This window comes from Janthinobacterium sp. GW822-FHT07A03, assembly GCF_058798815.1.
Window position 1 is genome coordinate 78,828 of sequence record NZ_JBXAKW010000013.1, and the last position, 26,948, is coordinate 105,775.

General features: G+C 60.0%; 20 protein-coding genes and 1 tRNA gene. 12 read left to right on the forward strand and 9 right to left on the reverse strand.

The features are described 5' to 3' along the window. The first annotated feature begins 98 nt into the window (after window positions 1-98). Window positions 99-947, forward strand: coding sequence for a porin family protein (locus AC1RJW_RS27525; RefSeq protein WP_493047718.1), 849 nt, complete (start codon window positions 99-101; stop codon window positions 945-947). Window positions 948-953: 6 nt separating this feature from the next. On the opposite strand, the gene AC1RJW_RS27530 is transcribed toward AC1RJW_RS27525, so the two are convergent. Continuing rightward, complete coding sequence (locus AC1RJW_RS27530; RefSeq protein WP_493047719.1) at window positions 954-1,460, reverse strand: hypothetical protein; 507 nt, start codon at window positions 1,458-1,460, stop codon at window positions 954-956. A 256-nt stretch (window positions 1,461-1,716) separates the two neighbouring features. On the opposite strand from AC1RJW_RS27530, the gene AC1RJW_RS27535 reads away from it, so the two are divergent. Continuing rightward, window positions 1,717-2,634 (forward strand): ABC transporter ATP-binding protein, encoded by a 918-nt coding sequence (locus AC1RJW_RS27535; protein ID WP_493047720.1) that lies wholly within the window; start codon window positions 1,717-1,719, stop codon window positions 2,632-2,634. A gap of 9 nt (window positions 2,635-2,643) precedes the next feature. After that, window positions 2,644-6,225 (forward strand): ABC transporter permease/M1 family aminopeptidase, encoded by a 3,582-nt coding sequence (locus AC1RJW_RS27540; protein ID WP_493047722.1) that lies wholly within the window; start codon window positions 2,644-2,646, stop codon window positions 6,223-6,225. 87 nt (window positions 6,226-6,312) lie between these two features. Here the strand turns inward: AC1RJW_RS27540 and AC1RJW_RS27545 are convergent, their stop codons facing one another. Continuing rightward, window positions 6,313-6,711 (reverse strand): hypothetical protein, encoded by a 399-nt coding sequence (locus AC1RJW_RS27545; RefSeq protein ID WP_493047723.1) that lies wholly within the window; start codon window positions 6,709-6,711, stop codon window positions 6,313-6,315. A 12-nt stretch (window positions 6,712-6,723) separates the two neighbouring features. Beyond that, window positions 6,724-7,065: a hypothetical protein gene (locus tag AC1RJW_RS27550; RefSeq protein WP_493047724.1), complete on the reverse strand. Its 342-nt coding sequence runs from the start codon at window positions 7,063-7,065 to the stop codon at window positions 6,724-6,726. Between the two features lie 43 nt (window positions 7,066-7,108). Here AC1RJW_RS27550 and AC1RJW_RS27555 point away from each other — a divergent pair, with 43 nt between their 5' ends. After that, window positions 7,109-7,525, forward strand: coding sequence for a hypothetical protein (locus AC1RJW_RS27555; RefSeq protein ID WP_493047725.1), 417 nt, complete (start codon window positions 7,109-7,111; stop codon window positions 7,523-7,525). Here AC1RJW_RS27555 and AC1RJW_RS27560 read toward each other — a convergent pair. Beyond that, window positions 7,522-8,001 (reverse strand): DUF1203 domain-containing protein, encoded by a 480-nt coding sequence (locus tag AC1RJW_RS27560; RefSeq protein ID WP_493047726.1) that lies wholly within the window; start codon window positions 7,999-8,001, stop codon window positions 7,522-7,524. The genes AC1RJW_RS27555 and AC1RJW_RS27560 overlap by 4 nt on opposite strands. A gap of 193 nt (window positions 8,002-8,194) precedes the next feature. Further along, on the reverse strand, window positions 8,195-8,710 hold the full coding sequence (gene ssb / locus AC1RJW_RS27565) for a single-stranded DNA-binding protein (protein ID WP_034754418.1): 516 nt from the start codon (window positions 8,708-8,710) through the stop codon (window positions 8,195-8,197). A 381-nt stretch (window positions 8,711-9,091) separates the two neighbouring features. On the opposite strand from ssb, the gene uvrA reads away from it, so the two are divergent. Beyond that, entirely contained in the window at window positions 9,092-11,941 is a 2,850-nt protein-coding gene (gene uvrA / locus AC1RJW_RS27570) for an excinuclease ABC subunit UvrA (protein WP_493047727.1), read from the forward strand. Between the two features lie 103 nt (window positions 11,942-12,044). Further along, a complete protein-coding gene (locus AC1RJW_RS27575; protein ID WP_493047728.1) occupies window positions 12,045-13,223 on the forward strand; it encodes a hypothetical protein in 1,179 nt (392 codons plus the stop codon). A 206-nt stretch (window positions 13,224-13,429) separates the two neighbouring features. On the opposite strand, the gene AC1RJW_RS27580 is transcribed toward AC1RJW_RS27575, so the two are convergent. After that, window positions 13,430-15,301, reverse strand: coding sequence for a phosphoenolpyruvate carboxykinase (GTP) (locus AC1RJW_RS27580; RefSeq protein WP_493047729.1), 1,872 nt, complete (start codon window positions 15,299-15,301; stop codon window positions 13,430-13,432). Window positions 15,302-15,629: 328 nt separating this feature from the next. Between AC1RJW_RS27580 and AC1RJW_RS27585 the strand changes: the two genes are divergently transcribed. Then, window positions 15,630-16,643 (forward strand): D-2-hydroxyacid dehydrogenase family protein, encoded by a 1,014-nt coding sequence (locus AC1RJW_RS27585; protein ID WP_493047730.1) that lies wholly within the window; start codon window positions 15,630-15,632, stop codon window positions 16,641-16,643. Here AC1RJW_RS27585 and AC1RJW_RS27590 read toward each other — a convergent pair. Beyond that, window positions 16,631-17,404: an L-asparaginase gene (locus AC1RJW_RS27590; RefSeq protein WP_493047731.1), complete on the reverse strand. Its 774-nt coding sequence runs from the start codon at window positions 17,402-17,404 to the stop codon at window positions 16,631-16,633. The genes AC1RJW_RS27585 and AC1RJW_RS27590 overlap by 13 nt on opposite strands. Window positions 17,405-17,555: 151 nt before the next feature. Here AC1RJW_RS27590 and AC1RJW_RS27595 point away from each other — a divergent pair, with 151 nt between their 5' ends. The 3 genes from AC1RJW_RS27595 (at window position 17,556) to AC1RJW_RS27605 (ending at window position 22,119) form a co-directional block, all read left to right on the forward strand. Further along, window positions 17,556-18,041, forward strand: a complete 486-nt coding sequence (locus AC1RJW_RS27595; protein WP_034781194.1) for an asparaginase domain-containing protein — start codon at window positions 17,556-17,558, stop codon at window positions 18,039-18,041. Window positions 18,042-18,242: 201 nt separating this feature from the next. Beyond that, complete coding sequence (locus tag AC1RJW_RS27600) at window positions 18,243-18,920, forward strand: FxDxF family PEP-CTERM protein (protein WP_493047732.1); 678 nt, start codon at window positions 18,243-18,245, stop codon at window positions 18,918-18,920. Window positions 18,921-19,395: 475 nt separating this feature from the next. Then, window positions 19,396-22,119 carry a TonB-dependent receptor gene (locus AC1RJW_RS27605; protein WP_493047733.1) on the forward strand — a complete coding sequence of 908 codons (2,724 nt, stop codon included), beginning with the start codon at window positions 19,396-19,398 and terminating at the stop codon, window positions 22,117-22,119. Window positions 22,120-22,252: 133 nt separating this feature from the next. Here AC1RJW_RS27605 and AC1RJW_RS27610 read toward each other — a convergent pair whose 3' ends face one another. Continuing rightward, window positions 22,253-23,149 carry a recombination-associated protein RdgC gene (locus tag AC1RJW_RS27610; protein WP_034754435.1) on the reverse strand — a complete coding sequence of 299 codons (897 nt, stop codon included), beginning with the start codon at window positions 23,147-23,149 and terminating at the stop codon, window positions 22,253-22,255. Window positions 23,150-23,265: 116 nt separating this feature from the next. Further along, window positions 23,266-24,450 (reverse strand): DNA polymerase IV, encoded by a 1,185-nt coding sequence (dinB, locus tag AC1RJW_RS27615; RefSeq protein ID WP_493047734.1) that lies wholly within the window; start codon window positions 24,448-24,450, stop codon window positions 23,266-23,268. Between the two features lie 162 nt (window positions 24,451-24,612). Between dinB and AC1RJW_RS27620 the strand changes: the two genes are divergently transcribed. Both AC1RJW_RS27620 and AC1RJW_RS27625 read left to right on the forward strand, forming a co-directional pair. Next, entirely contained in the window at window positions 24,613-26,763 is a 2,151-nt protein-coding gene (locus AC1RJW_RS27620; RefSeq protein WP_493047735.1) for a S9 family peptidase, read from the forward strand. A gap of 109 nt (window positions 26,764-26,872) precedes the next feature. Then, window positions 26,873-26,948: transfer RNA gene (locus AC1RJW_RS27625), tRNA-Val, on the forward strand.

The window sequence follows — 26,948 nt, forward strand, 5'->3', positions numbered from 1 at the left end:
GGCTACGTAATCCAAAAGTAACAATTGCTACCATTTCCTCATTGCACTGTTGCCCAAAACGTCGCGACAGTTTTCACTTTATTTTGAGGAGTTAGCCCATGTCTGTCATGTCCGTGTCCGCCCGCCTGTCCCCGCCACGCCCGCACCACCTCGCCTTGCGCGGCGCCATGATGCTGGGCGTGCTGGGCATTGCCACGGCGGCGGCCACGGCGCGGGCCGAGCCATCGCCCGCGCTGGACCGTGTCAGCATCTCGGTGGGCGCATTTTCCGCCGATCCGCGCATCAATATCGGCGCCGACACGCAGTTTGGCCGCATCGACGCGCCCGAATCGAAGCAAAGCCATACGACCATCCCGCGCATCAAGGCGGACTTGCTGATCGGCGACCGCCATGGCCTGGCATTCGACTACTACCGCTACGACAAATCCTACACGCCAAGCCTGACGGGCGAGACCATCATCAATGGCCAGCCCGTCACGGGCACGGCGACGGCGAATGCCGATCTGAAGCTGGACCTGGCCAAGCTGGCCTATAAATGGTGGCTGGGCAGCGGCAACGACACCTTCGGCATCGGCCTGGGCGCCGCCTACTACCACGCCAGCCTGAACGGCACGGCCACTGGCATCGTCAATGGCGAAACGGCCACGGCACGCGACTCCATCGGCGAACACGCGTTTGCGCCGCTGCTGGAAGTGGGCTGGCGCCACGCCTTCACGCCGGACTTGCGCATGTATGCGGAAGCGTCGGGCATCAAGAAAAATGGCGGGCGCATCAACGGTCACATCTACGGCGGCAATGTCGGCGTGGAATGGTTTCCGTTCAAAAATATCGGTTTCGTGGCCGATTACGGCATCTCGAAAATCAAGCTGCACCGCGACAGCGAACGCGATGCCGACCTGAACATCCGCCTGACGGGACCGTCGGCATATGTGAAAGTACGCTTCTAAACGGGCTCAGGCTGCCGGTTTCAGCAAATAGAGCTGAAACTGCGGCAAGTCCGGAGCGTCGTACGCCTCGACCCTGGCAAACGGCAGGCGCGCAAACGCCTGCCGCCAGAACGCATTCGCATGCGCATCGGCGCGGAACATCGCCACCAGCCACGTCTGCGCACTATCGAGCAGCACGCGCCGCACCACTTCCAGCGCCAGCCCCCGGCGCCGGTATTTCTGCAAGATGAAAAAGTCGCTGAACTCCTGGACCGGCAGCGCGCCCGCCATGCCGGGTTCCGTGACGAAAAAGCCCGCCAGCGCGCCATCGACCTCGATCCAGACGGCTGCATGTCCGGGCGCATGCACGTACTCGGCCAGCCCGGCATCGCACACATCGTAGCGGCCGTCGGCCAGCACGTCTTCGCCGCTCCAGGCCGTATTCTCGTAGCAGTACAGCTGGAACAGCCGCGCCAGCGCCCCTTCTTCGTCGGGCGCAACGGCGCGCAATGTCATGTTCGGTGCAACTGGCATGGTCCCCTCTTTCCGACGCCTGGCGTCGCTGAAAATGGCGAGTGTAGCACCACGTCACTCATCCCTCTCTCCTGCATTCCAACCCCGCATTTCCACCCCTGGTCGCAAAAACATTAATTTTCTTCCAATTGGTTATATATTATTGTTTTTGAGTAACATCCGCCATCGCGGCTGAAAAACAAGGGTGATCCCCTTCCACAGACCGGCAGACACGTATCTGCCGGCTTTCATACCCAAGCTCTGGAGAGTGCTGCACATGCTATCGATCAAACAGCTGAACAAAACGTATGCCAATGGCGTCAAGGCCATCAACAATGTCAGCCTGGACATTCCCAACGGGATGTTCGGCTTGCTGGGACCGAATGGCGCGGGCAAGTCCTCGCTGATGCGCACCATCGCCACCTTGCAGGATCCCGATAGCGGCAGCATCCACTTCGATGGCGCCGATGTGCTCAAGGACAAGGCCGGCTTGCGCCGCCAGCTCGGCTATTTGCCGCAGGATTTCGGCGTGTATCCGAAGGTCAGCGCGGAAACCCTGCTCAACCACTTTGCCGTCTTGAAAGGCTTGACGGAAAAGGGACCGCGCAAGGAAGCAGTGGAAGCCTTGTTGCAGCAAACCAATCTGTGGGAAGCGCGCAAGCGCAACCTGGGCACGTATTCGGGCGGCATGCGCCAGCGCTTCGGCATCGCCCAGGCGCTGCTGGGCGCGCCGCGCCTGGTGATCGTCGACGAGCCGACGGCCGGCCTGGACCCGGACGAGCGCAACCGCTTCCTGAACCTGCTGGCGAAGATCGGCGAGCAGGTGGTGGTGATCCTGTCGACGCACATCGTCGACGACGTGACGGACCTGTGCCCGCGCATGGCCATGATCGTCAAGGGCCAGGTGCTGGTGCAGGGCGAGCCGCAGGCGGCCATCGACACCTTGCACGGCAAGGTCTGGCGCCGCAGCGTCAGCATGGACGAGCTGGCGCAATACCAGCAAACCTTGAACGTGCTGTCGACGCGCCTGGTGGGCGGCAAGCCACAGATCAATGTGTTTGCCGACAGCCAGCCTGACAGCGGCTTCGCGCAGATCGCCGCGGACCTGGAAGACGTGTATTTCTTGCACGTGCGCAACGCTGCCCGCAGCGGCGCTGCCGCTCCCGCCGCCGCGCCGGCCGCCGTCGCAGCGTAAGGGGCCGCCATGTGGAAGGAATTTTTCAAGTTTGACCTCGGCTACCAGCTGAAACAGCCGCTGCTGTGGATATTTGCCGTCATCCTGGCCCTGATGGCCTTTGGCGCCAGCAGCAGCGATTCGATCCAGATCGGCGGCGCCATCGGCAACATCAACCGCAATGCACCCACCGTGGTGGCGCAGCTGCTGACGATGTTCAGCCTGCTGTCGATGTTGCTCATCACCATCTTCATCGCGGGCGCCGTGCTGCGCGACAGCGAAGTGGGCATGGCCGACATGCTGTTCGCCACGCCCATGCGCAAGTGGGATTACCTGTTCGGCCGCTTCGCCGCCGGCTTCGTCGCCTGCCTGGTGATCTTTGCCGCCATTGCCCTGGCGCTCATGCTCGGTCCCCTCATGCCCTGGGTCGACCCGCAGCGCGTGGGCGCGTTCTCGCTGCATGCGTATGCGTGGAGCTTCGCCGTGATGGTGATTCCGAACCTGCTCTTCATCGGTGCCCTGCTGATGCTGCTGGCGGCCACGACGCGCTCGATGCTGCTCGTCTACGTGGGCGTGCTGGGCTTTTTCGTGCTGTGGGGCATGGCTGGCGCCTTTACGCGCGACATCAACAACGAATGGATCGCCGTCCTGCTCGACCCCTTCGGCATGCGCGCCCTGGGCCGCATGACGCGCTACTTCACGTCCGCCGAAGCGAACGCGGGCCTGCCGCCGTTCTCCGGCTTCCTGCTGGCCAACCGCCTGCTGTGGCTGGGTATCACGGCCGTGCTGTTCGCCGCCACCGTGCTCCTGTTCAAGCCGCAGCGCACGGGCACGGGCAAGCGCCTGTTCGGCAAGCACAAGGCCGAGCCCGCCGCACCGGCCATGGCGGCGCCGCTGCACCTGCCGCGCACCCTTCCCACCTTTACCCCGGCGACAGCCTGGCGCCAGTGGTGGCAAATCCTGCGCTTCGACGCCGCCGGCGTGTTCAAGAGCGTGCCCTTCCTCGTCATGCTGCTGTTCGCCGTGATCAATCTGATTACTACCGCCAATGTCGGCAAGAACATGTATGGCACGGCTGTGTATCCGATGACACATTTGCTGTTGCAGCAGATCAACAACAGCTTCAGCTTCATGCTGGTCATCATCGTCACCTTTTATGCGGGTGAACTGATCTTCAAGGAACGGCAAGCCAGGATCGCCGATGTCAGCGACGCCATGCCCGTGCCCGGCTGGGTACCGCTGCTGGCCAAGTGCACGGCCCTGGTCGGCGTCATCGCCGGCTACCTGCTGGTGGGCGTCCTCGCGGCCATCGGTTTCCAGCTCTACAAGGGCGGCGCGCCCGTGGAACTGGGGCTGTACCTGAAAGGCAGCTTGCTCGGTTCCCTCTTCTTCGTGCTGATGGGCTTGTGCGCCCTCACCCTGCAAGTGTTGTCCAACAACAAGTTCATCGGCTACCTGCTGGTGATCCTGCTGATGGTGGCGCAAATGGTGCTGGGCATGCTGCACCTGGAACACAATCTGTACGCCTTCGGCGGCACGCCGGCCATCAAGTATTCGGACATGAATGGCTATGGCCACTTCCTGACGGGCTGGGCCTGGTTTGCCGTGTACTGGAGCCTGTTTACCGTGGCGCTCGTCATGCTGGCCCGCGCATTCTGGGTGCGCGGCCTGTCCGCCGGCTGGCGTGCGCGCCTGCACCTGGCCCGCCAGCGCCTGCAGGGTGGTGCAGGTATTGCGCTGGCCGTGGTCCTGCTGTGCTGGGCAGGCACGGGCGGCTGGATCTTCTACAACACGAATATGCTGAACCAGTACGAGACGGCGGACGTCAGCATGGACAAGCAGGCCCGCTACGAGAAATTGTACAAACAATACAAGGACTTGCCGCAGCTGAAGATCACCGACATCCAGGCCGACGTGGATATTTATCCAGAGCAACGTAAAGTCTTGATCAAGGGCCACTACGTGCTGCAAAACAAGACCACGCAAGCACTCGACACCCTGCGCATCCAGCTTAACCCTGACCTGGAAACGCAGTGGTTGAACTTGCCGGCGCACAAGACCGTGCTCGATGACAAGGAACTCGGCTTCAGCATCCTCAAGCTGGCCCAGCCCCTGGCGCCGGGCGCCACCTTGCCGCTCGATTTCACGGTGGCCGTCACGCATGAGGGCTTTACCAACAGCGGCACGCCGGACCAGGTCAACCTGAACGGCAGCTTCTTCAACAACCAGGCCTTTTTCCCCCACTTCGGCTATGCCAAGGAAATGGAGTTGACGGACCGCAATGAGCGCCGCAAGCGGGGCCTGGGCGAACCGCAGCGCATGGCCAAGCTGGAAGACAGCTCCGCGTACGGCAATACGGTGCTGGGCGGCGATGCCGACTGGATCCATTTCGACACGACGGTGTCCACCAGCGGCGAACAGATCGCCCTGGCGCCCGGCTATCTGCAAGACAGCTGGGAAAAGGATGGCCGCCGCTATTACCGCTACAAGATGGACCAGCCGATGCTGCCCTTCTTCGCCTACCTGTCGGCACGCTGGGAAGTCAAGAAAGGCGACTGGCGCGGCTTGCCGATCGAAGTGTATTTCGATAAGAAGCATGGCTACAATACGCAGCGCATGATTACCTCCGTGCAAAAATCGCTCGACTATTACACCACCCAGTTCACGCCCTACCAGCACAAGCAGGTGCGCATCCTGGAATTCCCCGGCTACCAGAGCTTCGCGCAGTCGTTTGCCAATACGATTCCGTATTCGGAAGGCATCGGCTTCATCGCCGACCTGCGCGACAAGGATGACATCGACTACGTGTTCTACGTCACGGCGCATGAAATGGCGCACCAGTGGTGGGGCCACCAGGTGATCGGCGCCAACGTGCAGGGCGCCAGCATGCTGATGGAATCGCTGGCGCAATACTCGGCCCTGATGGTGATGGAAAAGGAATACGGGCGCGACAAGATGCGCCGTTTCCTGCGCTATGAACTGGACCGCTACCTGAGCGGACGCGGCGGCGAAGCCATCGAGGAATTGCCGCTGGCGCGCGTAGAAGGACAGCAATACATCCACTACAACAAGGGCAGCCTCGTGTTCTACCGCCTGCGTGACGAGCTCGGCGAAGAAGCCTTGAACCGTGCCCTGAAGCGCTATCTGCAGGACAAGGGCTACCAGCAGGCGCCGTTCACCACCTCGCGCGAACTGCTGGCGTACATCCGCGCCGAAGCGCCGCAGGACAAGCAGGCGCTGATCACGGATCTGTTCGAGAAAATCGTCTTCTACGACAACCGCGTGACGCAAGCGACGGCCGTGCAGCGCAAGGACGGCCAGTGGGACGTCACCCTGCAGCTGCACCTGGCCAAGCTGGAGTCCGACGGCAAGGGCAAGGAAAGCCCGCGCGCCTACGACGAACCGGTGGAAATCGCCATCTTCGCGCGCGCGCCCGGCGCCAAGGAAAAAGACGAAAAAATCCTGTTCGCGGACAAGCGCGTGCTGTCGGGCAGCGAGCCCGTGGTGACGATTACGGTAAAAGAAAAACCGTTTGAAGTGGGCGTCGATCCCTACAACAAGATGATCGACCGGGTCCCGCGCGACAACCGCAAGGAAGTCAGTGTGCACTAACACTGCAATGCAACCTTGATGCAACGCAAACAGGCCGCGCTATCACCGATAGCGCGGCCTGTTTGTTACGGTGGATGGGAGACTTTTTCAGGCCAGCAAATAAATCTGCCGCAGCGCACATCCCACCTGTACCAGACAGAACACCATGGCAAGGAGCAATAGCCCCAGATGGAGTTTTAAAAAGAAATCCAATTTTTCCCGGCTGGCCGCAGGCGGTACAGCGACCGTTTTAAAACACAGGCCTTTTCCGGCCAGTAGCAACAAGATGATGCTCACTGGAAAAGATTGCAGAAAAATACGTCCAGGATACAAAGTCCATGCCAGTCCCGTCAGGATGGAAATCAATGCAAGTACATCGCACAAGAGAAATAGATATTTTCTTTTTTGAAAATGCGCCAGCGATGCCAGCAGCCAGCCCTTTTCCTTCCCGAATAGGCGTTCCAGAACCAGCCATTGTGAACCTGAGGAATCGACAGCTATATGCATTACAAAGTTTTTTCAATTGAGCCACATGACATTATCTGCGTGGCAATGGCCGTAGTATGCCCAGATCAGATTTGTATTCATCCCATGCGTGAATTGCATGCAATGAAGTTCCCCCTGAAAAATTTGCTCAAAGAAACATTGCAAACAATATACCATCGCATAAACAATCGCCAAAATAACTTTATTGGTGACATGAACAATTACAAAACGATTATTCTTCTTATGCGACAACATCATGACCATATCCGGATTTTGTTTTATCAAAACTGAGGCATGCAGAGCAGCGCCATCGGCACCATGAGATGGCACTGCGGTACAGGCAATACGCGAAGCCTGGCGTAAGATGGACGGCATCGCCGCCGACTGGCGTCAATCCACGTTCAAGAGGGAAGTCCCTATGCCGCGTCATCACCTGCCCATCCGCGCCAGCCTGCTGCTGGCGGCACTCGTTTTCACCACGCCCGCCTGGAGCGCCGATCCTGTCCACAAGGAAACAGTCGAATTGACTGCCGGCAAAACCGCGCACAGCGTAAAAGGCAAGATCAAGGGCTATGCCACGGCCGAATACACGCTCACGGGCAAGGCCGGCCAGACCCTCAGCGTCAAGCTGAAGACCAATCAAGCGTCGAATTACTTCAACATCCGCCAGCCAGGCCAGGATGAAGCCCTGTTCATCGGTTCAAACAGCGGCAACAGTTACCAGGCGAAACTGCCGGCCGATGGCGAGTACACGGTGCAGGTGTATTGGATGCGCAATGCGGCGCGCCGGAATGCGGTGGCCAGCTACAGTCTGGAGATGGGCTTGCGCGATTAGGCAAGGGAGTCCGCGCGGTCGATGCGGGCCGCATAACAGCCCCGCTTGGCATTGTGGACGTGGATATAACTGACGTCCGCATGGTCAAATAGCTGTGCAATGACGGCTTCCACGGCGGTGCCGTCCACCACCTCCGCGTCGAGCATCATGCCGTCGGCGCCATAGGCACGCAGCGACAACAAACGCCGCCGCATCGATGCCGGCACCTGATTGACGGCATCGTACGCTTGCGTGGCGCCCTCGCGGACAAAAATGGCGTGGCAAGCCCGGTAAGGCGTCATGGCGGGCTGGCACACATGGTTCAACAGCAGCACGGTCTCGCCCAGCGCGGCGTCCTCCAGCGTTATACGGTCAGGAAAGCCCGGGTGCTGGTCGACCACGTAGCGCCGCATGCCGAGTGCCGCCAGCTCGGCATCGGACAAGGAAAAGAAGGGCAGAAAAGGCTCGGGCGACAGCCCCGTAATGCGAAAATCCATGCTGTTCTCCGGTGTCATCAACACCACCATCAGACCAGCATCGGGACGGCGCCGCCATCCGCTTCTTGCGCTGGAATGTGCACATGCGCCCCGCATCGCCAGCGACAGCCCCTGTGCATAAAAAAAGCCTGCTTCACGGATGAAGCAGGCTTTTTATCGACAGTGTCTGACGCCAGGCGTCAGAACGGCGTGCTTAGAATGGAATATCGTCATCCATATCCGAGAAGTTCGGTGCTGGCTTCGGTGCCGGACGTGGCGCCGGTGCCGGAGCTGGACGCGGGGCTGGCGCCTGGCGCGGAGCCGGGGCGTCGTAACCGCCGCCACCGCCACCGCCGTAGCTGTCATCGCCACCGCCGGCGTCGCCGCCCATGCCGGAACGGCCGCCCAGCATTTGCATCTGTTCCGCGATGATGTCGGTTGCGTACTTCTCGACGCCGTCCTTGTCCGTGTATTTACGGGTTTGCAGACGGCCTTCGACGTAGACGGACGAGCCTTTTTTCAGGTATTGGCCGACGATTTCCGCCAGGCGGCCGAAGAACGAGATACGGTGCCACTCTGTCAATTCTTTTTGTTCGCCCGTGTTGCGGTCCTTCGATTTGTACGAAGTGGCCACGGCGATGTTGGCGATCGCGTCGCCGCTAGGCATGTAGCGGATTTCCGGGTCACGGCCCAGATTGCCGACGATGATGACTTTGTTGACTGATGCCATGAATAACTCCTGATGAACTGCAGCGGGAGCCGGTGTCCCGCGCGGTAGTTTAGTGTACTAAACGAGGATTATAAGCGACCACGCGGCGCAAAGCACCCGCTTTCTGGCGGACGCCTCCTCCCGTGCGGCAGCACGTTTTTTTCACGGCAAGGGAAAACAAGAAACTTGAATACTGGTATTATATACAGTGTTTAAACGTCAGTACGCATCTGTATCAAACTTTGTCGGGGCACGTTCGCGGGGTGGCGCAATCCGCCCGTGACTGCCTCAGGCATGCAGAGCAAAACCCGGCTATAGTAACAGGTTGACCCGTTGTGGCTCCTCATCCGCACCCAGGCACAATGCGCCGGCCGCACCACTCACTGAAAGCAAGGCAATCACATGGAACAGATCCGCATTCGCGGCGCTCGCACGCATAACCTCAAGAATATCAATCTCGATTTGCCGCGCAATAAGCTGATCGTGATTACCGGCCTGTCCGGCTCCGGCAAGTCCTCGCTGGCCTTCGACACCCTGTACGCGGAAGGCCAGCGCCGCTATGTCGAGTCGCTGTCGGCCTATGCGCGCCAGTTCCTGCAATTGATGGAAAAGCCGGACGTCGACCTGATCGAGGGGCTATCCCCCGCCATCTCCATCGAACAGAAGGCAACATCGCACAACCCGCGCTCGACCGTGGGCACCGTGACGGAAATCCACGATTATCTGCGCCTGCTGTACGCGCGCGTGGGCACGCCGTACTGCCCCGACCATCCGGAAAACGCGCTGGCCGCCCAGTCCGTATCGCAAATGGTCGATGCCGTGCTGGCCATGCCGGAAGACACCAAGCTGATGATACTCGCGCCCGTCGTCGCCAACCGCAAGGGCGAGCACGTGGACCTGTTCGAGCAGATGCAGGCGCAGGGCTTCGTGCGCTTCCGCGTGCAGAGCGGCACGCATGCGGCGAAGATCTATGAAGTCGATGACCTCCCGAAATTAAAGAAAACGGAAAAACACACGATCGACGTCGTCATCGACCGGGTCAAGGTGAACCAGGAGATCAAGCAGCGCCTGGCGGAAAGTTTCGAAACAGCCCTGCGCTTGGCCGACGGCCGCGCCATCGCCTACGAAATGGATACCGCCCAAGAACACGTGTACTCCAACAAGTTCGCCTGCAATGTGTGTGGCTATTCCCTGCAGGAACTGGAACCGCGTCTGTTCTCGTTCAACAACCCGATGGGCGCCTGCCCCGAATGCGACGGCCTGGGACACATTGAATTCTTTGACCCGAAACGCATCGTCGCGTTCCCCAATCTGTCGCTGGCGTCGGGCGCCGTCAAGGGCTGGGACCGCCGCAACCAGTTTTACTTCCAGATGCTGTCGAACCTGGCCGCCTTTTACGAATTCGACCTGGACATGCCGTTCGAGCAGCTGGACCTGAATTCCCAGCAAGCCGTGCTGTACGGTTCCGGCAAGCAAGTGATTCCGTTTAGCTATGTCAACGAACGGGGCCGTACCGTCATCAAGGAACACACGTTCGAAGGCGTGGTCAACAATCTGCAGCGCCGCTACCGCGAAACGGATTCGATGGCCGTCAAGGAAGAACTGGCCAAGTTCATCAATGAAAAATGCTGCCCGTCCTGCGATGGCGCGCGCCTGCGCGTGGAAGCGCGCTTCGTCAAGGTCGGCACGGGCAAGCAGCAGCGCGCCATCTATGAGGTGGCGGGCAAACCGCTGCGCGAGACGCTGGAATTCTTTGAAAAGCTGAAATTGACGGGCGCCAAGAAAGAGATCGCCGACCGCGTGGTCAAGGAAATCATTTCCCGTCTGAAATTCCTCAACAACGTGGGCCTCGATTACCTGTCCCTGGACCGCAGCGCCGATACGCTCTCCGGCGGCGAAGCACAACGTATCCGTTTGGCATCGCAAATCGGCTCCGGTTTGACGGGCGTCATGTATGTGCTCGATGAACCGTCGATCGGCTTGCATCAGCGCGATAATGACCGCCTGATCGAAACTTTGAAGCATTTGCGCGACATCGGCAACAGCGTGCTGGTGGTCGAGCATGATGAAGACGCGATCCGCACGGCTGACTACATCGTCGACATGGGCATCGGCGCGGGCGTGCACGGCGGCGAGATCATCGCCGAAGGCACCCTGCAAGACATCCTGAAAAACAAGAAGTCGCTGACGGCGCAGTACCTGAACGGCAAGCTGAAGATCGCCGTGCCGGCCAAGCGCCATGCCAGCAATCCGGAAAAGCAGCTGGTGATTACTGGCGCAACGGGCAACAACCTCAAAAAGGTCTCGCTGAGCTTGCCGGTGGGCCTGATGACGTGCGTGACGGGCGTGTCCGGTTCGGGCAAGTCATCGCTGGTCAACGATACCCTGTATCCGGCCCTGTCGCGCCATCTGTACGGTTCGCAGACGGAACCGGCGCCGCACGAATCGATCAGCGGCCTGGAACATTTCGACAAGGTCATTTCCGTCGACCAGGCGCCGATCGGCCGCACGCCGCGCTCGAATCCCGCCACGTACACGGGCTTGTTTACGCCGATCCGCGACCTGTTCTCCACCGTGCCGACGGCCAAGGAGCGCGGCTACAGCGCGGGCCGCTTCTCGTTCAACGTGAAGGGCGGACGCTGCGAAGCGTGTCAGGGTGATGGCGTGATCAAGGTCGAGATGCATTTCCTGCCCGACGTCTACGTGCCGTGCGACGTGTGCCATGGCAAGCGCTACAACCGCGAAACGCTGGAAGTGCACTACAAGGGCAAGAACATCACGGAAGTGCTGGGCATGACGGTGGAAGAGGCGCATGAATTCTTCAAGCCCGTGCCCTTGATCGCGCGCAAGCTGCAGACCCTGCTCGACGTGGGCCTCGGCTACATCAAGCTGGGCCAGAGCGCCACCACCTTGTCCGGCGGCGAAGCGCAGCGCGTGAAATTGTCGCTGGAGCTGTCCAAGCGCGACACGGGCCGCACCCTGTACATCCTCGACGAACCGACGACGGGCTTGCATTTCCACGATATCGACTTGCTGCTGAAAGTCATCCACCGCCTGCGCGACCAGGGCAACACCCTCGTCATCATCGAGCATAACCTGGACGTCATCAAGACGGCCGACTGGATCGTCGACTTGGGACCGGAAGGCGGCGCCGGCGGCGGGCAAATCATTGCCACCGGCACGCCGGAAGACGTGGCCGTCAATCCGGCCAGCGTGACAGGCAAATACCTGGGGCCGCTGCTGAAGCAATAAGCGGCGTCTCCCTCTCAATCCCCCGGCCAATGGTCTTGTCCGGGGGATTTTTCTATGGGAAACTATCTTGCTCGGCAATCAAGCCGCTTCGTCAAGAGAGACCATGCAAACCAGACCATCGCGATTCAGCTGGACCCGCTGCATGGCACTGGCGTGCTTGCTGCTGCCGGGCAGTGTACTGGCCTGTTCCTGCATGGGAGATGAGCCAGGAAAATTCCTGCATGCAACACCTGCGACCAGCGCAGGCCCCGCGACCATCAGCCTGCCGGCCAATGCGCGCGGTGTCCTGTTTCTGCCTGAAACTTATCCGGATTACGTGCTCAGGGATGAAGGAAGGTATAGCATTGTCAGGCAACCAATCGCCCTGTCCACAAAGAATTTTCGTATTCAGGAGCATGGTTTGGGTCGAAAACTGACACCGGTCGTGGTACGGCTACGCGTGGAAAAGCAAATGGGGCAACCACTGCAAGGCTATTATCTGGCGAGCCCGGAAATGCAGCAATGCACCGGCCAGAAAAACGCTTCCCTGCCGATATGCCGCAGCTTGAACGCCGTGGATTCGGACTGGAGCGAACCGAAGCAACAACAAACTGGCGACCAGATCAAGCGCTTCGCCATGCAGCAGGGCTTGCGCGACATCAGCGAAGAAGTCGATGCAGCCTACGGCTTGTATCGGATCGAGGCCCGCGAGGGCTTCAAGCCTGGTAAACAATATGATATTGAATACCACGATGGCGCACAGCACCTGAAACTTGCATTGCGCATGGAATCCCTACCGTTGAGTCTGAACCAGCCCGCCCCGTTTGCGATCCATCCACAGGGGCCACCGGGACGTGAAATCCTGCCCGTGGCGAGCAACGACGGCAGCTGCGGCAGGCGGATCAAGGTAGCTACCCAGCCATTGCGCCTGGCACTGCCGCCGTCCTACGAGCGGCATGCCTCATTGCTGCTATATTTCATGCAGCAAAAATTACAGCAGGCAGATCAACAACACATGGCGGCGGCAGCACAATTTACTCCATTTCATTATTGGCCGGCGCTGTGCACCAGTATTGCCTACGGTGGCAGCTTTCATGGCGAAGGACGCGAACTGGCAATCGGTGATTGCCAGTCGCCCGCGCCACGCCAGGTGAAAGCGTATGCCGGCGTGCTGGAAGTGGAAGACCGCCTGCATGAAACGACGCTACTGCCGCTATCCTTTCCGGCAGCAAAACCTGGCCAATGCCCGAAAATGAACGATGACGCCAACCTGCGCTATTTCGTGCCGGCCATGTCTCGCTGAACCGACAAGCCACAAAAAAAACGGCGCGGATTGCTCATGCAATCCGCGCCGTTTCTCTTTTTGCTAGCACGCCAGTCATTGCCGGCGTGTCATTTATAGCACGCCAGTCTATGCCGGCGTGTTTCTCCCCCACTACAACTCTCAACACCTGACAAGCTATTGCGCGGCGCGCTACGCTTGTCAGGCGCCGTCGTACGTTAACTTATTTACGCACTCAGCCGCTTTTCCAGCGCAGCCTTGTGATCCGCCAATTCTTGCGGCAGATGATACGCGAGTTTTTCAAACAACTCCGTATGCAATTTCAATTCTTCCACCCACGCGGCCTTGTCGATCGAGGTGATGGTGTCGAACTGTTCTTGCGTGAATGGCAAGCCATCCCAGTTCAGGTCGCCATACTGCGGCGTCGTGCCGAACAGGTTTTCCACGCCGCCCGACTTGCCTTCGATGCGCTCCAGCATCCATTTCAGCACGCGCATGTTGTCGCCGAAGCCAGGCCAGACGAACTTGCCCGCCTCGTCCGTGCGGAACCAGTTGACGCAGTAGATCTTCGGCAGGGCCGCCGCGTTGACTTTGCCCACCTTGACGCCCATGTCCAGCCAGTGCTGGAAGTAATCACTCATGTTATAGCCGATAAACGGCAACATGGCAAACGGATCGCGGCGCACGACGCCCATCTGGCCCACGGCCGCAGCCGTCGTTTCGGAACCCATGGTGGCAGCCATGTACACGCCTTCGACCCAGTTGCGCGCTTCGGTGACGAGCGGCACGGTGGTCGAGCGGCGGCCGCCGAAGATGAAGGCCGAAATCGGCACGCCGGCCGGATCGTCCCAGGCCGCATCGATCACTGGGTTTTGCGTTGCAGCAACAGTGAAGCGCGCATTCGGATGCGCCGCCTTGGTGCCGGACGCCGGCGTCCAGTCCTTGCCCTGCCAGTCGATCAGGTGGCTTGGCGCTTCCTTGGTCAAGCCTTCCCACCAGACATCGCCATCGTCCGTCAGCGCCACGTTGGTGAAAATCGTGTTGTCGCGCATGGAGGCCATGCAGTTGTAATTGGTTTTTTCGTTCGTGCCCGGTGCCACGCCAAAATAACCGGCTTCCGGGTTGATGGCGTACAAACGGCCATCGGCGCCCGGCTTGATCCAGGCGATATCGTCGCCGATGGTGGTGACTTTCCAGCCGTTAAAACTTGCTGGCGGGATCAGCATGGCGAAGTTGGTCTTGCCGCACGCCGACGGAAACGCTGCCGCGACGTAATGCTTCTTGCCTTCCGGCGACTCCACGCCGAGGATCAGCATGTGTTCGGCCAGCCAGCCCGGGTTGTTGTCGGACGCTTGCGCTTCCTGGTAGCCCATGTTCGAGGCGATGCGCAGGGCGAAACATTTCTTGCCCAGCAAGGCGTTGCCGCCGTAGCCGGAACCGAAAGACCAGATTTCGCGCGTTTCCGGGAAATGCACGATGTATTTGGTGCTGTTGCACGGCCATTTCACGTCAGCCTGGCCGGCAGCCAGCGGGGCGCCCACGCTGTGCACGCACGGCACGAACTCGCCATCGGTGCCCAGCACGTCGTACACGGCACGGCCCATGCGGGTCATGATCTTCATGTTGACGGCGACATACGGCGAATCGGACAGTTCCACGCCGATGTGCGCGATCGGCGAGCCCAGCGGACCCATCGAGAATGGCACGACGTACATGGTGCGGCCGCGCATGCAGCCATCGAACAGGCCGTTCAGGGTGTGGCGCATTTCGCCAGGTTCGGTCCAGTTGTTCGTCGGGCCGGCCGCTTCTTTCGTTGCCGAGCAGATATACGTGCGGTCCTCGACGCGGGCCACGTCGCTCGGGTCGGAGCAGGCCAGATAGGAATTCGGGCGCTTTTCGGCGTTGAGTTTTTTCATGGTGCCGCTGGCAACCATTTCAGCGCACAGGCGCTCGTACTCTTCTTGCGAGCCATCGCACCAGTAGATGCGGTCTGGCTTGGTCAGCGCGGCAATGTCGGCTACCCAGTTGATCAGTTTCTGTTGTTTAATATAAGCTGGGACGTTGAGTGCGGCGACGCCACCCATGACGGGCTGATTCATATTACCTCCAATACCAATAAAAGAAATTCTGGTCGTTCCGGCAAGACAGGCAGCATCGTTGAGAAGTGGCTGCGGCTCACTGCGGGCGGCGTGTTCACGCGGGCAGGGCTCTGGTGTCGTTTACCTGGATCATGCACCCAGGCGGCAGGAACAGTTTGCGCTATAACTATAATCAGGAAGCTTCAAAAGTGCCGGCGATTGTACACCCGTGTCACGGCTATTCTCGCAAAAATGTAGGAGAATAGCTTGACTAATGTAGTAGGCTATTCAGCATTTCCCGTATCCTGTTATTTCCCTACCAAATCCTTACTAAAATCGGCCATCCACCATGAAAATTGCCATACTCGATGATTACCAGGATGCCGTGCGCGGCCTCGATTGCTTTCAATTGCTCGATGGCCACGAGGTCAAAGTGTTCAGCAACACGGCACGGGGACTGGGCCAGCTGGCGATCCGCCTGGCGCCGTTCGACGCGCTGGTGCTGATCCGCGAACGCAGCAGTTTCAACCGGGCCTTGCTGTCGAAACTGCCGAACCTGAAACTGATTTCACAAACGGGCAAGGTCAGCGGACACATCGACGTGCCGGCCGCCACCGAGCTGGGCATCGCCATCGCGGAAGGCATCGGCTCGCCCACGGCGCCGGCCGAGCTGACGTGGGCGCTGATCATGGCCGCGCAGCGCAAGATCGTGCCGTACGCGCAACATTTACAGGAAGGGCTGTGGCAGACGTCGTCGATCGAGCCGGCGCGCAACACGCTCGGCACGGTATTGAAAGGGCGCACCCTGGCGATCTGGGGCTACGGCAAGATCGGGCAATTGATCGCCGGCTATGGCCGCGCCTTCGGCATGACCATCCTCGTGTGGGGCAGCGAAGCGAGCCGCGCGGCGGCCGTGGCGGCCGGCGACACGGCGGCGGTCTCGCGCGAGGCGTTCTTTGAACAGGCCGACGTGCTGAGCCTGCATTTGCGCCTGTCCGACAAGACACGCGGCCTGGTCACAGCCGAAGACCTGGCGCGCATGAAACCGACGTCCCTGTTCGTCAACACCAGCCGCGCCGAACTGGTGGCCGAGGGCGCGCTGGAAGCGGCGCTGCCCCAGGGACGCCCGGGCGCCGCCGCGCTGGACGTGTTTACGGACGAGCCGCTGCCGCCCGGCTCGCCATTGCTGCTGCTGCCGAACGTACTGGCCACGCCACACCTGGGCTACGTCGAGCGTGACAGTTATGAACTGTATTTCCGCTACGCCTTGCAAAACATCGTTGATTTTGCGCAGGGTCAATGCACGCGCCTGCTCAATCCGGAAGTGCTGGCGCATGCGCGGCAAGTCCCTCAGGAGCGCTGAAAACCCTTGAGGAGGTCCGGCTCGCCCGTGATGCGGATGGCGGGCGCGGGCAGCACGTGCCGGCCGCGCCACAGGCCGGCCCAGCCGGGCGGCCAGGCGATATCCGCACCGGCATACGGCGCCACGCCGGCGCGCACGGCCACCACCGGCACGGGCGGCATGTCTTGCAAAGGCTCGCCTGCCGTGCGCTGCATGTCCAGGCTGTACATGTAATCGGGTAATAAAGTGTCGCAGACGCGGCCGAACCAGTCGCTATGGTCGTCGTCGCGGCCCAGCGCCTGTGCCAGGCCTTGCGGATCGAAACGGGCCAGAGCATCGATCAGCTCGCCAGTGGAAGCGCCGGGAGAGTCTCCCCAGCCCATCACGGGGTTGACGTTGTAATCGGCGCCCGAGCCATACCAGCCTTCGCGCCAAGGCCGCTGCATCCAGTCGCGCGGCCCCGTAAACAAATGCCAGCGCCAGTGCAGGCCGGACGGCTTGGGCCAGGAATACAGATACAGTTTTTGATAGCCGGCCTGGTGCAGCTCGCGCACCATGGCCATCAGGCGCGCGTGCGGCATGCGGTCCGGCGGCGCGCGGCGAAACAGGATCGCTTCGCCATCGGCGAACTGCACGTCGTCGGTCGACAGGTTCAGGTCCAGGGTCCGCGCTTCGCTGCCGAAACGGGCGGCGATCCAGCCCGTCAGCAAATTGACGGACGTGATCACCCCGTAGCCGCGGTGGCGGTGAAAAATGACGGTGCCGGGAGCGAGCGCTTTCATACGGAGTCGGGCCGGTAGGCGAACAAAGAAACAAGTGTACTCACAGATGGCTGAATTTTCCAGGTGCGATCCGCACCGGCCCGCCATTCACGCAAGGGACACAATCCACGCTATCATGCGCGTCATTCTCCACTGACATCGTGACCACATCATGACTTTGCGCATACTCGCCACCGGCGGCACTTTCGACAAACACTACAACGAATTGAACGGTACCCTGGGCTTTTCCGACAGTCATTTGCCGGCAGCGATTGCCCGCGCGCGCATGACGGCGCCCGTGGCGCTGGAGCAATTGCCGCTGCTGGACTCGCTCGACATGCAGGATGCAGACCGCCAGCGCGTGCTGGCCTCGTGCCGCGCGGCACAGGAAAAAGCCATCGTCATCATCCACGGCACCGACACCATGCGCGAAACGGCGCAAGTGCTGGGCGCGGCGAACCTGCAGCAAACGGTGATTCTCACGGGCGCCATGATTCCCTACGAAATCGACAATTCCGATGCCCTGTTCAACCTGGGCTTTGCCTGCGGCGTGGCGCAAACCTTGCCGGCCGGCGTGTACGTGGCCATGAATGGCCAGATCTTCGCCTGGGACAATGTGCAAAAGAACCGCGCCGCCGGGGTATTCCAGCCGCTGTGATGCTATTGCGCTGCGGCAACGTCGCAGCGCAACAACAGAAAGCACGTGCAACATTTCCAGAAAAATAAAGAATCACGCCATTAATTCCCATGCGGAAATAAAGAAAGCAAAAAAACAATATAATTGTTCATAATTGCAATTTTTTCCTGGCGTTCGATGCTATATTCGGGTCATCGACTAACCCCATCTGGAAAACCCATCATGATCAAGCGCAAATCGGCTGCACAACTGCTCCAACTGGGCGCCTTGGCCGCCGCGTTTGCGCTGAGCGGCGCCGCCCACGCGACGACCAACCTCACCAATGAATATACGGTAACGGCATCGGCCACGGCCGCAGGCGCGAACACGTGGACCTTCGATTACAGCGTCTTGAACAATAACCAGGGTATCGGCGGCCAGACGGGCCTGGACGGATTCACGATTTTCGTTCCCGTCTCCGCCACGCTGGTCGGCTCCACCGCCCCTGCGCCATTGAACGGCGCTCCCGGTTTCTGGTCGCAGGGCGCCAGCGCTCAGCTCGACCTATACGGTGACGGCTCGCAAAACCTGGTGGCGCCCTCGGGCTACGCGGCCTACACCTGGTGGGGTCAAAATACGCCGTCCGTGTACACCCCTGGCTCGACCGCCAACTTCAGCATTACCCTGAGCAATGTTGCCGTCGGCACCAACACGGTCGGCATCAGCACCTATTTCGGCTATGGCGCCGCGACCGCACAATCTGCCAGCAACCAGTATGGCAATTACTCTACCTTTACCGGTACTTTCGCTTCGCCGGTGGCCGCAGTGCCTGAACCGGAAACATACGCCATGCTGCTGGCCGGCCTCGGTCTGGTCGGCTTCATGGCACGCCGCAGAAAAGCAGGCAAGCACAGCGCCTGATTTCCACTCTGCAGCACCTCGACAAGCCCGCTTTCAGCGGGCTTTTTTTACATTTTTTTGCTTTGCATAAATTCTGCAAAACACGAGTTTTCCTCGAATTATTATAGGTAAAACATCGAATTGCCAATATAATAATTTTATGTTGTAAAAAAACGCCATTATTCATTTTTTAAAACATTGATATTTAAAAATATAAAACTGCAATTTAACAAATAAATCAAATATTCTTCAGCATCTACAATTTCTTGCCAAATCCGACACGGTTGATATGCATTTTTCCTTGCTGAGACGACATAATGTTTGCCTCGACAAGTCAAAAGTGCATTTATAACAATATTGCGCTAAGTAGTCTTCCACCTCCCACCGACGTGGTTCCGCCTACCGTACACGCCTCCGCTGGCCCTCTATCCGATGGCCTGAGCGGTGCTCGTGTACTGCTTGTCGTTATTAAAACTACTACGGAGTAATTGTTACAATGGCATTTAAAGAAAAAATTGGCGTACGCAGCGTACGCCTGGCCCTGACCGTACTGGCAGGCAGCGTCTTGTTCTCCGGCCAATCCATGGCGGACGAAGCAATTCAAAAAGTTGAAATTACCGGTTCGAGCATCAAGCGTATCGCTGTCGAAGGCGCCCTGCCTGTGCAGCGCCTGTCGCAAGAAGCGATCGCCAAATCGGGCGCCACCTCGGTAGCGGACCTGATCCAGGCCCTGCCAGCCATGCAAGGCTTCACCATCGGCGCAGTCGCTGCCGGTTCCGACTCGGGCGGCAATACCAGTGCATCGCTGCACGGTATCGGTGAAACCTACACCCTGGTGCTGTTGAACGGCCGCCGCATCGCGCCACAAGGTTCCGGCACCACGGTCAACCTGAATGCCATTCCAATGAGCGCCGTTGAGCGCGTCGAAATCCTGACCGACGGCGCTTCGGCCCTGTACGGTTCGGACGCCATTGCCGGCGTACTGAACTTCATCCTGAAGAAAAACCAGCAAGGCGCCACCCTGGAAGCCACCTATGGCGGTCCGGAAGACAAGGGCGGCAACGCCTGGAACACCAGCGTCACCTACGGTTTCGGCGATCTGGACGAAGACCGTTTCAACGTGCTGCTGTCGTACCGCCACGACGAGCAGTCGAAACTGCGCGCCACCGACCGCACGTTCGCCGCTAGCTCGTATGTGCCATTCAGCCGCAACGGCAATAACTACATCTGGGACCGCACCAGCACCTCGGCTTCGCCAGCAGGCGCCACGGTTGCCTACAAGAGCGGTGCGCCATCGACCGCGTTTTCGCCTTACCTGGCTAAAAATGGCAATTGCCCTGAAGGTTTCGACGTCACCACCGCCAATGCACGCGCTTGCGGCTTCGACACTGGCTCCACCGTAGAAGTCGTGCCGCAATCGAAACGCGACAGCCTGTTCTCCAAAGCGACGTACAAGCTGAACGACAACCTGAACGCATTCGCCGAACTGGCCTACTCGCGCTACGACCTGACGGCGCGTATCGCCGCCAATCCGATCCCGATCGCAATCGCCAAGGACAGCGCGCTGTACAACACCTATGTGTCGCCCTACCTGACGCCAGCGCAACGCGCCGACGTCAAATCCGTGACGGCCAACTACCGCAGCAGCGACTTCGGCCTGCGCGCCAGCAACACCATCACCGAAACCAAACACATGGTCGTCGGTGTGGAAGGCGAACTGGGCGCGTGGAACTTCGAAAGCGGCCTGACCTGGTCGCAAAACTCGATCGACGAGCGCTACACGGGCGGCTACCAGAAAAACCAGGCGTTCAAGAATATTTTGGCCAATCCGGAGTTCGATCCGTTTGCAGCGACGCAAAAGCCATCCGTGCAAGCACAGGTCGCTGGCGCGCAATTCGTCGGCTCCGTGCGTACTGCATCGACCACGATGCGCGGCGTCGACACGCACGGTTCGCGTGAATTGTTCAGCCTGCCAGGCGGCAAAGCCAGCCTGGGTATCGGTGGCGACTACCGCACCTATACCTATGAGCAATCGCCAGGCGCCACCGGCGACGACATCTACAGCTTCAACACCAAGCCTGCCTACGACATGAGCCGCGACACCTACGGCGCGTTCGTCGAGTTGCTGGCACCGCTGACCAAGTCGTTCGAAATGACCGTCGGTGGCCGTCACGATACCGTCAAGGCGATCGATGACAAGCTGAACAACAAAACTGTCGGCAAAAAAGACAGCGCCAATACCTACAAGGTATCGGCACGCTGGCAGCCGGTACAGACCGTGCTGATCCGCGGTTCCTACGGCACGGGCTTCAAGGCGCCAAGCATGCTGGAAATTGCTCAGCCACTGGTCAACGCCGGCTTTACCGCCAAGAAATTTGACTGCCCATACCCAGGTAACGCACTGTGCCGCGCGGAAGCAACGCAATACAATGCCGTATCGCAAGGCAACCCGGATCTGCAATCGGAAAAATCGAAGCAGTTCACCCTGGGCTTCCGTGTCGAGCCTAGCGCGGCCTTCTCGTTCGGCGCCGATCTGTGGGATGTGAAACTGCGCAATGCTGTGTCGGAAGTTTCCGAAGAGCAGGCATTTGCCGATCCGATCAAGTATGCATCGAGCTTCGGAACCTATACCGAACCATCGACCGGCATCACCTACTACTCGTTCAAGAAACTGTCGGTCAACATCGGCAAGAAGGAATACCGTGGTATCGACTGGGATCTGTCGGCCAACCACAAGTTTGACTTCGGCAAGCTGACCGCCCAATTGAGCGGTACGCACATGTTGCACGCCAACTACACCAAGGCAGGTAGCGACAATATCTACACCAGCAACATGAACTTCTTCGGCGACACCAACGAAGTCACGTTCCGCAACCTGATGAAGTTGACGACGACCCTGGACACGGGCCGCCTGAGCAACACGGTCACGGTCAACTACCGTAACGGCTACACCGACGCAGCCGCTACCGTGTACAACCTCGCTACTCAGAAAGAAGAGAAAAACTTCCGCCTGCAAGTACCGTCGTACACCACGTTCGACTGGCAAGCACGTTTCGCCTTTGACAAGCAAACCACGATCCGCGCAGGTATCAAAAACCTGTTCGACCGTGCACCGCCGCTGTCGCTGCGCGCGTCGTCGGGCCACCAGGTCGGCTTCGACCCACGCTACGCCGATCCAATGATGCGTTCGTTCTACATCACCGGCAACTACAAGTTCTAATTTGACGTTGTGAATTAGCTTGTCTGGAAAGCGCCTTGCACTTCACCGTGCAAGGCGCTTTTTTATGCGCCCACATATTGCACAGACGAAAAAAAGGAGCCGAAGCTCCTTTTCCATACCGATATAACTGCTTTTATGCAGTCGCTTCGCCGCCCAAAGCTTCGACCACGTCGGCCATCAGCTTGGAGAGCTCGCCCGTCATCAGCATCACGTCGCCGTCGAAACGCTCTTCGTCGTTCTTCGTGCTCGATTCCGTTTCCTTGATCACGTCCAGCGGCTTGACGCTCTTGATCGCCAGCGACTCCGTCAGCACGAACGAGATCTTGTCGTTCCACGTCATGGCCAGGCGCGTGCACTGCTTGCCGGCCGCGATGTGGCGGCGCACGTCGTCCGCTTCCAGGGTGTGGCGCACGTAGCGCACGGTGGCCTTGCTCTCGCCCGTGGCGCGCAATTCCGTGTCCATGTCGACCGTGAAGCCGGCCGGCGCGTCGTCGGCCTGCAGCCATTCCGTCATCACCGCTACGGGTGAGCGCTGCACGCGCAGGCTTTCCAGCGGCAGTTTATCGACGGCTTTCAACAGCAGCTTGATGACTTCATCGGCCTTCGCCGGGCTGGCGGCATCGACCACCAGCCAGCCGTTGACGGGGTCGATCCACGTCCAGACGTTGCTGCGGATGCTGAAGGCGCGCGGCAGCAGCTCGTCGGCCACGCGTTCCTTCAATTCTTTCATGGCCTTTTTACCAGGCGCAAAGCCTTGCGCTTCTTCCATCTCGGCAGCGCGGGCCTTGGCCACCTGGTTGATGACGGTCGCTGGCAGCAATTTCTTTTCCGTGCCCAGCAGGATCAGCATTTGCTTGTTGACCACGTGGACCAGGCCGCCGTTCGGGCGTGGCGTATCCCAGCCCTGGCGCATCAGATCCATGCTGGTCGCCGGCGTAAATTTGTTCGAGGACAAGGCCTCTTCCAGTTGTTCTGGCGTATAGGCCCATGGTGCGGGCAGGCGGTAAATCTGAAGATTCTTGAACCACATAGTTTTTGTCTTCCGTTTGTTTCAGTAGTGCCAGGGGAACGCCATTCTACACTTTCGACGTGAAAATGCCGTCAAAAGCGCCGTCTGGCGCGGTATGTATCTTGTAGGAAACGCCGCTACAGGGCGGGAAACAGCTCCGCCTGGGCCGGCGCCTGCCGCGTCACGACGGCCGGATCGGACAAGGTCGAGATGCGCACGCCCAGCAGGCGGATTTTCTTTTCAAATGGCACGCGCCGCAAACAGTCGCGGCTGGCGCGCAGGATGGCGGCGGCGTCCGCCGTGGCGCTGGGCAGGGTGACGTCGCGCGTGACGGTGCTGAAATCCTCGAAGCGCAGCTTGATGCCCACCGTGCGCCCCGCCAGCGACTGCTTGTCGAGGTCGCCCGCCACGCGCGTGCACAGGCTTTCCAGTTTTTCCGACAGGGTGGCGCGGTCGCGCACCACCTGCAAGTCGCGCTCGAACGTCGTTTCGCGGCTGACGGACTTGGTTTCCCGGCTCGTCTGCACGGGGCGCTCGTCGATGCCCAGCGCCGCCTGCCGCAGCCAGCCCGTGTACAGGTCACCGAACTGCGTGCGCAGCATGGCCATGTCGGCCCGCGCCAGTTCGCCGATGCTCATAATGCCCAAGGCTTCCAGCTTGGCCGTCGCCTTCGGGCCGATGCCATTGATCTTTTTCGCCGGCAAGGGCCACACGCGCGTTTCAATATCCTCGGGCGACAAAATGGTCAGCCCGTCGGGTTTTTCCAGGTCGGAACAGATTTTCGCCAGCAATTTGTTGGGCGCCAGGCCGATCGAGCACGACAGGCCCGTCGCCTCGAACACGGCCGCCTTCAGGCGCGCCGCCATGGCCGGCGCCTGCTCGCCATGTTCCGTCAGGTCGACATAGATTTCATCGATGCCCACGTTCTGGATGATGGGGCACAACTGGGCCACGGCTTGCTTGAAGCGGGCCGAATAGTCGCGGTAAGCCTCGAAATCGGCGGGCAGCAGGATGCTGTCGGGCGCCAGTTTTGCCGCCTTCATGATGCCCATGGCGGAAAACACGCCAAACTTGCGCGCCGCATACGTCGAGGTGGTGACGACGCCGCGCCCCACATAGTCGCGCATGCGCGCAAATTGCCGCGTGCCATCTTCCTGCAGCAGGGGCTGCTGCAGCCGGCCGCCGCCGATGACGACGGCTTCGCCGCGCAATTCCGGATATTTCAGCAATTCCACGGACGCGAAGAAGGCGTCCATGTCCAGGTGGGCTATCCAGCGGCGGGCGGCGGGCGGCTCGGGAAGTGGGGAGGCAGATGTGGTCAAGGGCACCTCGCGGCGGAATGCAGTTAAATACTGTTGTTATATACAGTATCGCTGGAAATGCCCGTGGATGCAAGCGCCGCGCCGTGTTGACTGAAATCATGATTGGCTTTTCTATTTAGCAAGAATAGAATTGCTGCACAACAACGAACCGAAGGAGTTGCCTTGTCCACCGCACATCACGCCTTGCGCCGCATTGCCGCCTGCTCATCCATCCTGCCGGCCCTGCTGCTGTCCACGCTGGCGCCATCCGCGCTGGCCGCCGACGCCACCGCCCCCATCGCCGCCAAGACGGCCTGGCAGGAAACGCGCCACGGCACCGTCGTCACGGACGACTACCGCTGGCTGCAAAAGAAGACCGATCCTGCCGTGATCGACTACCTGAACGCGGAAAACGCCTACACGGCCGCCGTCACGGCGCCGATCCAGCCGCTGGCCGACAAGGTGTATGCGGAAGTCAAGGGACGCATGCAGGAAGTGGACCTGTCCGTGCCTGCGCGCCAGGGCAACTTTTACTATTACACGCGCGTAGAAGCGGGCAAGCAATATCCGATTCACTGCCGCCGCCCCGTCGGCGCCAGCGGCGCCTACGATGCGCAGGCGTTTGAAGAAGTCTTGCTGGACCAGAATCAATTGGCCGAAGGCCACAAATTCTTTGCCGTGCGCGCGTTCGCCATCAGCCCGAATGAACAATTGCTGGCCTACACCACCGACACGACGGGTTTCCGCCAGTACGAGCTGCATGTCAAGGATTTGAAGACAGGCAAGTTGCTCACAGACAGCATGCCGCGCGTGACGTCCGTGGCCTGGGCGGCGGACAATGCCACCCTGATGCTGGCGCAGGAAGACGCCACCACCAAGCGCTCGGACCGCGTGTTCCGCCTGGCCCTGGGCGGCGCGCCGCAACAGGTCTACCACGAGCCGGTGGAACAGTTCGCCATCCACGTGGACCGCACGCACGACAGGCAGTTCTTCGTGCTCACCTCGGGCAGCACGGATACGACCGAAGTGCTGCTGTTGCCAACGAGCAAGCCGCAAGGCAGTTTCCAGAGCGTGCTGAAACGCGAAAAAGGCCACCGCTACGGCATCGAGCACCGCGACGGCCAGCTGTACATTCTCACCAACAAGGATGCGAAGAATTTCCGCGTCGTCAGCGCGCCCCTGTCTGCGCCGCAGCCGAAGAACTGGAAGCCCGTCGTGCCGCACAACAAGGATGCCGTGATCCAGTCCATCGACGTCTTCCAGGGCTATCTGGTGGTGATGGAAAAGGCGCGTGCCCTGAACCGCGCGCGCATCTTTGATTTTGCGCAAAAGAACTGGAAGACGGTGCAGTTCGACGACCCCGTCTACCTGGCCACAGCCGCCGGCACGCCGGAGTTTTCGGCCACGCAATTTCGCATGTCGTACCAGTCGCCTGTCACGCCGCCCACCATCATCGATGTCAGCATGAAGGATGGCCAGCGCACGGTGCTGAAGCAGCAGGAAATCGTCGGCGGCTTTGACGGCAGCCGCTACACCACGCAGCGCCTGTGGGTGAAAGCGCGCGATGGCGTGCAAGTGCCGCTGTGGGTCGTCTACAAGAAGGGCGTCAAGCTCGACGGTTCCGCGCCGCTGCTGCTGTACTCGTATGGTTCGTATGGCATCTCGACGGAAGCCACTTTTTCCATCAGCCGCATCAGCCTGCTGGAGCGGGGCGTCATCTATGCGCAAGCGCATATTCGCGGCGGCACCGACATGGGCGAAGCGTGGCATGAAGACGGCATGCTGATGAAGAAGAAAAACACCTTCCATGACTTCATCGACAGCGCCGACTACCTGGTGCGCGAAAAATGGACGAGCCCGAACCGCCTGATCATCCAGGGCGGCAGCGCCGGCGGCTTGCTGATGGGCGCCGTCGTCAACATGCGTCCCGACCTGTTCCACGCCGTGCACGCGGCCGTCCCGTTTGTCGACGTGATGAACACCATGATGGACGCCAGCCTGCCCCTGACGACGGGAGAGTACCTGGAATGGGGCGACCCGAACCAGAAGGCGGCCTACGACTACATGCTCAGCTACTCGCCTTACGACAACATTGCACGCAAGAATTATCCCGCCATGCTGGTGACGACGGGCCTGAACGACAGCCAGGTCATGTACTGGGAACCGGCAAAATATGTGGCGAAGCTGCGCGCGTACAAGACGGACAGCAATCCATTGCTGCTGAAAACGAATATGGGCGCCGGCCACGGCGGCGCTTCGGGCCGCTATAACGCCATTGCCGAAAACGCCTTCAATATGGCGTGGATGCTGTCGCAATGGGGAATTGACAGCTAAACGGTAAAAAATTGGAAAAAGCGCTTGCAGAAGGATTTTAGCCGTCCTATAATAGCGCCTCTTCCAGACGTGGTGACAAACGTCGGGATGGTTTTCTGAGACAAGCAACGGGTGCTTAGCTCAGTTGGTAGAGCGGCGCCCTTACAAGGCGTAGGTCGGGAGTTCGAGCCTCTCAGCACCCACCA